The organism is Gemmatimonas sp. (assembly GCF_044345575.1).
Taxonomy (GTDB): Bacteria; Gemmatimonadota; Gemmatimonadetes; order Gemmatimonadales; family Gemmatimonadaceae; genus Gemmatimonas.
Genome location: NZ_JBIJAW010000125.1, coordinates 1 through 9,016 on the forward strand (window position 1 = coordinate 1; position 9,016 = coordinate 9,016).

Here is a 9,016-nt window from a genome sequence, read left to right on the forward strand (position 1 = left end):
GTGTACGACGCCGTACGCGCCGAGGCGGCGAAGCACGGGGTGGAACCCACCTGGAGTGAGCTCATCGGGCTCATGCCGCAGCGCGTGCTGCTCGAGGCCGGCGCGCACGCCATCAAGCTACGCGGCTACAACGAAGGCATGCTCCTCGAGCAGCGCCTGCACGACGCGATGCACGATCAGAGCGTCGATGGATTCCTCGGTAGCGTCGCCGCCGCTACGCCCACCCCCGGCGGCGGGAGTGCGGCAGCACACGTCGCCGCACTCGGCGCGGCCCTCACGCAGATGGTCGCCGGGCTCACCGCGGGGCGACAGAAGCACGCCGACGTGCACGACGAGATGCAGCGCATTGTCACGGATGCACACGCGCTGCGCTCGAAGCTCACAGCCCTCGTACAGCGCGACGCGGCGTCATTCGAAGGTGTGCAACTCGCCTACCGGCTACCGCTCGGCAGCGACGAACAGCAGGCGGCACGTGCCACGGCCATTCGGGAAGCACTCATTCACGCGGCCGAGGTGCCGCTCGAGACGGCGCGCACCGCGGTGGAGGTGGCCGCACTCGCGGCGTCGGTGGCGGAGCGTGGTAATCGCAACGCCGTCGGCGATGCGTGCGTGGCCGCCCTGCTCGCCGAGACGGCCTGCCGCGCCACCGTGCTCAACGTGCGCCTCAATGTCTCATCGCTCGACGATGCCGGAACGGAACGCGGCGCCGCGCTGGCGAGCGAAGCCCGCACACTGCTCGACGCCGTATCCGTGCACGCCCGCATCACCGAGGCCGAGGCCGAGCGCTCCATTCGCCTGCCCTGACGGGAGAAAAAGAGAAAAGGGGGAACTGACATTGGGAGAAAATGAGAAAAAGGGGAAAGGAGACTGGCTGCGGTGGAGGACATCAATGCCAAATGCATCTCTCCTTTTCTCCCTTTCCCCTTTTCTCCCAATGTCAGTTCCCCCCTTTCCCGGATTCTCCTGAACACCGAGCCAAGGAACGAAAAAAGCGGAGAGCACCGGTGTCCCCGTGCCTCCGCTTCTCTGCGTCTCCCGCTGCCAATGTCAGCTCGGCAGCGTCAGAATCCGCGGCCCGTTCTCGGTAATCGCGACCGTGTGCTCGAAGTGCGCCGACCGCTTGCCGTCGGCGGTCACCACGGTCCACTTGTCACTCAGCGTGCGCGTCTTGGGCGTGCCGATGTTCACCATCGGCTCAATGGCGATAGTCAGCCCCACGCTCAGCTTCTTGCCGCGCTTCGGCTTGCCGTAGTTGGGAATCTGCAGCTCTTCGTGCGGCGAAAAACCCACGCCGTGACCGACGAGTTCGCGCACCACACCGAAGCCCGCCGCTTCCACCACCGCCTGCACGGCGGCGCCGATATCGCCTACGTGATTGTCGGGCGTGGCGGCGGCAATACCGGCCTCCAGCGACGCCTGCGTCACGTCGAGCAGCCGCTGCGTTTCCGCATCGATCTGCCCCACGGGAATCGTGATCGCCGCGTCGGTGAACATCCCCTCGAGCTTCACGCCCACATCGACGGTGACGATGTCACCCTCGTTGAGGATGCGCTTGCGCGAGGGGATGCCGTGCACGATCTCCTCGTTGATGGAGATGCACGCACTCCCAGGGAAGCCGTAGAGCCCCTTGAACGCCGGCTCGGCGCCCGCATGCGAGCGGATGAAGCTCTCCACGAGGGTATCCAGCTCCATCGTCGAGATGCCCGGGCGCACGTGCGCCTTGGCGTGCATGAGCGTGGCGTGCAGGATGGCCCCGCCACGCGCCATGATCTCGATTTCGCGCGGCGACTTGAGCAGCGTTGCCGGCGCGGCGTTGCCGAACATCATCACGAAATTCCGAGCGCCGCGTGCACCCGCGCTTCGACATTCTCGAGCGTGCCGAGCGCGTCGACTCGCACCATGTTGGCACCGTGCTGCGCGTACCAGTCGATGACCGGCGAGGTCTGCTCCTGATACACGTGCATGCGCTTGCGGATCGCTTCGGGCTCGTCGTCCTTGCGGCGCACGAGCGTGCCCGTCTGGCCGCCCTCGGTGCACGTCTCGCCGGGCTGGCGACCGAAGAACGGTCGCTGGCACACGTCGCACGTGGTGCGGCCGCTGAGGCGGCGGACGAGTTCGTCTTCGTCCACCTCGAACAACAGCACCGCGTTGAGCGTGCGTCCGAGTGTGGCAAGCGTTTCGGCGAGACCCTCGGCCTGCGGGGTGGTGCGCACCACGCCGTCGAGGATGGCGCCCTTGGCCGCCATTGGCGACGCGAGGGCTTCCTTCATGATGCCCATGATAACGGCATCGGGTACGAGATCGCCGCGATCCATGGCCGCCTTGGCTTCGAGACCAAGGGGGGTGCCTTCACGGACCGCGGCGCGGAGGACGTCGCCAGTCGCGATCTTGGGAACGTCAAGGCGAGCGGCAAGCCGCTCGCCTTGAGTTCCCTTGCCCGCGCCTGGAGGTCCAAGCAGGACGATGATCATGTCAGGAAGTTAGAAGCCGCCCTGCGTAGCCTGGCGGCCACGGAACTTGATGCGCCCCTTCTTCATGAACCCGTCGTACTTGCGGAGCAGCAGGTGCTGCTGCATCTGCGCCATCGTATCGAGTGCCACACCCACCACGATCAGCAGCGACGTGCCACCGAACGCGAAGGGCACGTTCACGATGCGGGCGATCACGACCGGCATGAGGGCAATGACCGTGAGGAAAATCGCGCCGGGCAGCGTGATGCGCTCCACGACCTGCTCGATGTACTCCGCCGTCTTCGCCCCCGGCTTGATGCCCGGCACGAACCCGCCCTGCTTCTTCAGGTTCTCGGCCAGGTCGACCGGATTGAAGATGATGGACGTGTAGAAGTACGTGAACAGCAGGATGAGGATCGCCGACAGGACGAAATAGAGCCACGGGTTCGGGCCCTGCGGATTGAAGTACTCCGCGATCTCCTGCAGCTTCGCATTGCCGCTGAACTGCGCGAGCGCCCCCGGAATCACGATCACCGAGTTGGCGAAGATGATCGGCATGACGCCGGCCGTGTTGATGCGCAGCGGGATGAAGTTGCGCGCGGCCTCACGCTGACGCCCGCGAGCCATGGTGCGCTGCGGGATCTGAATGAGCACGCGACGCGCGGCCACCGTAATGGCCACCACGCCCGCCACCACACCCACCATCACCAGCGCCAACACCACCAACGTGAGCGGCGAGACCGCTCCCGTGGACACGAAGTTGAACGACTGGAAGATCGAGGGCCACATCCGCTCGACGATCGAGAAGAAGATGATCAGCGACGCGCCGTTGCCCAGGCCGCGCTCGGTGATCTGCTCACCCAGCCACATGACGAACAGCGCGCCCGTGGTGAGGAAGAGCATCATCTGGATCGTGAACCACGGGCCCGGACGCGACACCGCCGCCGGAAGCGACGCGGTGAAGAGCGCGAACCCGTACGCCTGAATCATCGCCAAGATGACGGTGAGGTAGCGGGTGTACTGCGTCAGCTTTTTCCGCCCCTCTTCGTCCTTCTGCATCTTGTCGACGTTCGGCATCACGGCGCCGGCGATCTGGACGAAGATGCTCGCCGAGATGTAGGGCATGATGCCGAGCGCAAACACGGTAGCACGTGAGAGACCACCACCCACGAACATGTCGTAGAGGCCGAGGAGGCCACCGCCCTGCTGGCGGGTGAAGTAGTCGGTCAGCGCCTGGACGTCGATACCCGGGGCCGTGATGTGCGAGCCGATGCGATAGATCACCATACACAGGAACGTGAAGGTGATTTTCTCCCAGAGCTCAGGCGTCCGGTAGATGTTGGCGACGGCGTTGGCCGCCGCGTTGTTCTGTTCTGCCATGCGCTGAATGCTCTCCGTCAGCCTTCGACGCGGCCACCGGCCGCTTCGATCTTCGCCTTGGCGGAGGCGCTGACCTTCACGCCCTTCACCGTGACCGCGCGCGACACTTCGCCGTTGGCGAGGAGCTTCGCGGGGCCCTGACCGACACGGACGAGTCCGGCCGCCACCAGCGTTTCGACCGTCACCTCGTCACCGGCCACCTGGGCCAGATCGGACAGGCGCACGAGCTGCGCCTCTTCACGGAACGGATTGGTGAAACCACGCTTCGGGATACGACGCGTGATCGGCATCTGACCGCCTTCGAAGTGCGGCTTGCCGCCACCGGGGCCGCCATGACCCGAACGGGCCATGGAACCCTTGTGACCCTTACCGGACGTCTTGCCCAGGCCGGAGCCCGGACCGCGGCCCAGACGACGACGCGAGCGATGCGAGCCCGGCGCCGGCTTCAGGTTGTGCAGACCGATCTGCTCGGTCGTTTCGGCGTTGTTCGCCATGGATTAGCCCTCCACCGGCGTCACCTGAACCAGGTGACGCACCTTCTTGAGCTGGCCACGCAGCGCGGCGGAATCCTGCTGCACGACACTCGCCTGATGGTTGCGCAGTCCGATCGCCGCCAGCGTGGCGCGCATGCGCCACGAGTGCCCGATCGAGCTACGCACCTGCGTGATCTTCACCTTGCCATCCGTCGGCTTCTCGAGCTTCGGCGTCTTGGCCGGGCCCTTGGACGGATGCCACACGAACGTCCGCGGCATTATGCCACCTCCGCGGCCACCACGGCCGCCTTGCTGGTGTTCACCGCTTCCGTCTTCGACTTCGCACGCGACTTGTAGCCGATCTGCGAAACCTCGATGCCACGCTCCTTCGCCGCCTGCTCGACGGTGATGAGGTGCGTCAGGCCATCGACCGCGGCGCGGACCATGTTGTGCGGGTTCGTCGAACCCAGCGACTTCGTGAGGATGTCGTGGATACCGGCGCACTCGAGCACCGCGCGCACCGCACCACCGGCGATCACACCGGCACCCGGCGCGGCCGGCTTCATCAACACCTTACCGGCGCCGTGCTTGCCCACCACCTCGTGCGGGATCGTGCTGCCCGTCAGCGGGATCGTCACCATGCTGCGACGCGCGGCGTCGACGGCCTTGCGGACCGCTTCCGACACTTCGTTCGCCTTGCCGGTGGCATAGCCCACCTTGCCCTGCCCATCGCCCACCGCGACCAGCGCGTTGAACGAGAAGCGACGGCCACCCTTCACGACCTTCGCGACGCGGTTGATCGCAATCACGTTCTCGACGAGATCGCTCTGCTCGCGTTCCTGCTGCGGGCCGCCACGGTCTGGACCACGGCCACGACCCTGACGGTCGCCACCCTGGCCGCCTTCACCACCGGGGCCACGGCCACGACCGCCGCCCGGGCCACCCGGACCGCGACCACGACCGCCACCGCCACCCGGGCCACCACGGCCACGGCCTGCGCCGCCGCCGGGCCCACGTCCACCACGCGCCGGAGCGCCACCCTGATTCTGTGCGTCTGCCATGATCAGAACTCCAGGCCGCCCTCTCGGGCGCCATCGGCAACGGCCTTCACGCGGCCATGGTACTGGTAACCGGCGCGATCGAAGACCACCTTCGAAATACCCGCCGCCTTCGCCTTCTCCGCCGCAGCCTTGCCAACGGCAAGAGCGCGCTCGGACTTCGTACCGCTCAGCTTCTCGTCGCCGACCGTCAGCAGCGTGCGCTGCGCGACGTCGTCCACGATCTGGGCGTAGATGTGCTTCAGCGAACGGAACACCACCAGGCGCGGACGCTCCGGCGTACCGTTCACTGCCTTGCGCACGCGCAAATGCCGCCGCTTGCGCTTCTCCGCGTTCGTACGCGGGATCGCGATCTTCGCCATTACTTGCCTCCGGCCTTACCGGCCTTGCGCCGGATGACTTCGCCCTGGTACTTGACGCCCTTGCCCTTATACGGCTCAGGCTTGCGGTAGCTGCGGATCTCGGCGGCCACCTGGCCCACGAGCTCCTTGCTCGCCCCGTCGATCACCACCGTGGTGGGGTTCGGCGCGGTGATCGAGACGCCAGCCGGCGCCTTGTACTCGATCTGATGCGAGTAGCCCAGCGACAGCAGCGCGCCGTAGGGCTTGATCTCGGCCTTATAGCCGACGCCCGTGATCTCGAGGACCTTCTTGAATCCCGTCGTCACGCCTTCGACCATGTTGGCCACGAGCGTACGCGTCAGGCCGTGCAGCGCCTTGTGGCGCTCTTCGTCCGACGGACGCTTCACCTGCAGTTCCGCACCTTCCTGCGCCACGATCATCTCGGCCGGGAGCACGCGGGCGAGCTCGCCCTTCGGTCCCTTCACCGTGATGTGGCTGCCGTTGATCGCCACGGTCACTCCGGCCGGAACCGGAATCGGGCGCTTACCAATACGCGACATGTGTGAGCGTCTCCTTACCAGACGAGGGCGAGAAGTTCGCCGCCCGTATTGGCGGACCGCGCATCACGATCGGACATGATGCCCTTCGACGTGCTCAGGATGGCCATACCGAGGCCGTTGCGAACGCGCGGGATCTCCGTCACGCCGACGTACTTCCGCAGACCGGGCGTGGAGATACGCTTCGCTTCGCGAATGACGGACTGGCCGCCGTGCGCGTACTTGAGGATCACGCGCAACACGCTCTTGCCATCCTCGAGCTCGACCACGCGGTAATCCTGCACGAAGGAGTTCTCCTTCAGGATGCGCGCGATCTCGATCTTGATCTTCGAGACCGGCATGTCGACGCGGCGGTGCCGTGAGGCACACGCGTTGCGAAGCCGCGTCAGCATGTCGGCAATAGGGTCGTTCAGGCTCATGCGCTGATAAATCTCCTAGGGTATCCGCTCAGGGCGGACCGGTAGGAAGTGAAAGAATGGACGAACGCCGGGAAAGCGCTCGCACCCCGCGGGGGGAGCCTTACAATCTCACCCCGCCAGGCGCTCACGCCAAGCCCACCGCTCGTATTGGATCCTGCCGGGCGGCCCCCTGCCGGGACGCCGCCCCCAGGATTACCAGCTCGCCTTGCGCACGCCGGGAATCAGGCCGTTCAGGGCCATGTCCCGGAGGGCAATGCGGCTGAGACCGAAGTGCCGGAGGAACGCGCGCGGACGGCCGCTCATGCTGCAGCGGTTGCGCACACGCGTCGCCGACGAATTGCGCGGAAGCTTGTGCAGCGCGTTCACCGCGGTCTGCACTTCTTCCGGCGTGCTCTTCGGGCTGCTGATCACGGCCTTGAGGGCCGCGCGCTTCTGGGCATACCGCTCCACCAGCACCTTGCGCTGCGCGTTGCGGGCCAGCTTGCTCGTCTTCGCCATCTGACTTTAATCCTGGTTAAGCCGCGCTCGGCTGCGCCACCTTGGGCGTCACCGGCTTGTCGTCGCCACGGAACGGCATGCCGAGCTGATGCAGCAGCGCGAACGCGTATGCATCCTTGTCGGCCGTCGTCACGAACGTGATGTCCATACCGTGCACCTGCTCGACCATGTCATAGTTGATCTCCGGGAAGATCAGCTGCTCCTTGATGCCGAGCGTGTAGTTGCCGCGGCCATCGAACGACTTCGTGCCGAGCCCGCGGAAATCGCGGATACGCGGGCACGCCACCGTCACGAACCGGTCGAGGAACTCCCACATGCGCGCACCGCGCATGGTCACCGAGGCGCCGATCTCCTGCCCCTCGCGGAGGCCGAAGTTCGCGACCGACTTCTTCGCCTTGCGGCGCACCGGCTTCTGGCCGGTGATCAGCGCGAGCTCTTCCACCACCACGTCGAGCATCTTCGGCTGCTTCACCGCTTCGCCCACGCCGCAGTTGATCACGATCTTCGTCAGCGTCGGGATCTGGTGCGGATTGGTGAACCCGAACTGCTTCGCCAGGTTCGCGCGCACGGTGTTCTCGTAGTACGTCTTGAGGCGGGGGGTCGCCGCCGGCAGACCGGCACCAGCGTGTTCACGCTTGGTGAAGTCCACCGCCGCGCGCCCCTGGCCGGCCTGCTTGGCCGCCTTGCCACCCTTCTGGCCAGCACCGCCCTTCGCGGCACCCGCCTTCGCTCCAGCCTTGGCGCCGCCCTTGGCCGCGCCCTTTTCCTTGGTCGCCATGTGCAGTTACTCCGGTCAGCGCGAGCGGGGAATGACTTCACCGCTCTTCACGCCCACCCGCTCCTTCGTGCCGTCCTTGTCGATGCGCGTCTTCACGCGCGTCGGCTTGCCGGTCTTCGAATCGAGCAGCATGACGTTCGACGCATGGAAGGGCGCCGGCATCTCGATGATGCCGCTCGTCTCCTCCGCCGTGCGCGCCTTGCGGTGCTTCTTCACGATGTTGATCCCTTCCACCTTGATGCGGCCCGTCTTGGGGTACACCTGGAGGACCTTGCCCTCCTTCCCCTTGTCGTCGCCGCGCATCACGCGGACGGTGTCACCCTTGGTGACGTGGATCGCTTCACGCGACGCCTTGAGGGCGTGACGCGCCGCGCCGAGGCGCTGACCACGATCCGTCTTGTAGTACACGTTCTTCCGCATCTCAGAGCACCTCGGGCGCCAGCGAGACGATCTTCATGTAGCGCTTCTCGCGGAGCTCGCGCGCCACGGGGCCGAAGATACGCGTCGCCTTCGGCTCGCCGTTGTCGTTGATGATCACGACCGCGTTCTCGTCGAAGCGGATGTACGAACCGTCCTTGCGGCGCGTTTCCTTCACCGTGCGCACCACCACGGCCTTCGCCACATCGGACTTCTTCACCGTACCGTTCGGCAGCGCGTCCTTCACCGCCACGATGACCTTGTCGCCAAGGCCCGCGTAGCGACGGCGCGTGCCGCCCAGCACCCGGATCACCAGCGCGCGCTTCGCGCCGCTGTTGTCCGCCACCTTCACCACCGATTCCTGCTGAATCATGGAAGTATCCTCTTAGCGCGCGCGTTCGACGATCTCGACCACGCGCCACCGCTTGTCCTTCGACAAGGGCCGGGTCTCCATGATGCGCACCGTGTCGCCGACCTTCGCCGAGTTCTCCTCGTCGTGGGCCTTAAGCTTCCGGGTACGCGTCACCATCTTGCCGTACTGGGGGTGCGGCATGCGACGGTCGATGCGAACGACCACCGTCTTCTCCATCTTGTCGCTCACGACGAGCCCGACGCGCACCTTGCGCGCCGACCGGTCGGAGGCGC

Annotated in this window: 15 protein-coding genes; 1 reads left to right on the plus strand and 14 read right to left on the minus strand. The window is 66.0% G+C overall.

From position 1 onward, the window contains the following. The coding region (locus ACIQ6O_RS09035) for a cyclodeaminase/cyclohydrolase family protein (RefSeq protein WP_396207455.1) at positions 1–804 on the plus strand (804 nt) is incomplete at its 5' end. Between the two features lie 243 nt (positions 805–1,047). Here the strand turns inward: ACIQ6O_RS09035 and map are convergent. The 14 genes from map to rpsQ form a co-directional block, all read right to left on the minus strand. Further along, complete coding sequence (gene map, locus ACIQ6O_RS09040; RefSeq protein ID WP_396207456.1) at positions 1,048–1,827, minus strand: type I methionyl aminopeptidase; 780 nt, start codon at positions 1,825–1,827, stop codon at positions 1,048–1,050. Further along, positions 1,827–2,471, minus strand: a complete 645-nt coding sequence (locus ACIQ6O_RS09045) for an adenylate kinase (protein ID WP_396207457.1) — start codon at positions 2,469–2,471, stop codon at positions 1,827–1,829. The genes map and ACIQ6O_RS09045 overlap by 1 nt, the downstream gene beginning before the upstream one ends. Before the next feature lie 9 nt (positions 2,472–2,480). After that, the gene (secY, locus tag ACIQ6O_RS09050; RefSeq protein ID WP_396207458.1) at positions 2,481–3,830 is read right to left on the minus strand and encodes a preprotein translocase subunit SecY; all 1,350 of its coding nucleotides are present in this window, start codon (positions 3,828–3,830) and stop codon (positions 2,481–2,483) included. A 17-nt stretch (positions 3,831–3,847) separates the two neighbouring features. Beyond that, positions 3,848–4,294, minus strand: coding sequence for a 50S ribosomal protein L15 (gene rplO, locus ACIQ6O_RS09055; RefSeq protein ID WP_396207466.1), 447 nt, complete (start codon positions 4,292–4,294; stop codon positions 3,848–3,850). A gap of 33 nt (positions 4,295–4,327) precedes the next feature. Beyond that, complete coding sequence (gene rpmD / locus ACIQ6O_RS09060) at positions 4,328–4,504, minus strand: 50S ribosomal protein L30 (RefSeq protein ID WP_396207467.1); 177 nt, start codon at positions 4,502–4,504, stop codon at positions 4,328–4,330. A gap of 77 nt (positions 4,505–4,581) precedes the next feature. After that, positions 4,582–5,364, minus strand: coding sequence for a 30S ribosomal protein S5 (gene rpsE, locus ACIQ6O_RS09065; RefSeq protein WP_396207459.1), 783 nt, complete (start codon positions 5,362–5,364; stop codon positions 4,582–4,584). A 2-nt stretch (positions 5,365–5,366) separates the two neighbouring features. After that, on the minus strand, positions 5,367–5,723 hold the full coding sequence (rplR, locus tag ACIQ6O_RS09070; RefSeq protein ID WP_396207460.1) for a 50S ribosomal protein L18: 357 nt from the start codon (positions 5,721–5,723) through the stop codon (positions 5,367–5,369). Then, positions 5,723–6,262, minus strand: coding sequence for a 50S ribosomal protein L6 (rplF, locus tag ACIQ6O_RS09075; protein WP_396207461.1), 540 nt, complete (start codon positions 6,260–6,262; stop codon positions 5,723–5,725). The genes rplR and rplF overlap by 1 nt, the downstream gene beginning before the upstream one ends. Before the next feature lie 14 nt (positions 6,263–6,276). After that, a complete protein-coding gene (gene rpsH / locus ACIQ6O_RS09080; protein WP_396207462.1) occupies positions 6,277–6,678 on the minus strand; it encodes a 30S ribosomal protein S8 in 402 nt (133 codons plus the stop codon). Positions 6,679–6,870: 192 nt separating this feature from the next. Then, on the minus strand, positions 6,871–7,176 hold the full coding sequence (rpsN, locus tag ACIQ6O_RS09085) for a 30S ribosomal protein S14 (RefSeq protein ID WP_396207463.1): 306 nt from the start codon (positions 7,174–7,176) through the stop codon (positions 6,871–6,873). A 16-nt stretch (positions 7,177–7,192) separates the two neighbouring features. After that, the gene (gene rplE, locus ACIQ6O_RS09090) at positions 7,193–7,789 is read right to left on the minus strand and encodes a 50S ribosomal protein L5 (RefSeq protein WP_396207468.1); all 597 of its coding nucleotides are present in this window, start codon (positions 7,787–7,789) and stop codon (positions 7,193–7,195) included. Between the two features lie 180 nt (positions 7,790–7,969). After that, positions 7,970–8,362, minus strand: a complete 393-nt coding sequence (gene rplX / locus ACIQ6O_RS09095; protein ID WP_396207469.1) for a 50S ribosomal protein L24 — start codon at positions 8,360–8,362, stop codon at positions 7,970–7,972. A gap of 13 nt (positions 8,363–8,375) precedes the next feature. Then, positions 8,376–8,744, minus strand: coding sequence for a 50S ribosomal protein L14 (gene rplN / locus ACIQ6O_RS09100; protein WP_396207464.1), 369 nt, complete (start codon positions 8,742–8,744; stop codon positions 8,376–8,378). A 12-nt stretch (positions 8,745–8,756) separates the two neighbouring features. Continuing rightward, positions 8,757–9,016, minus strand: a 260-nt coding sequence (gene rpsQ, locus ACIQ6O_RS09105) for a 30S ribosomal protein S17 (protein WP_396207465.1), incomplete at its 5' end; no start/stop codon positions are given.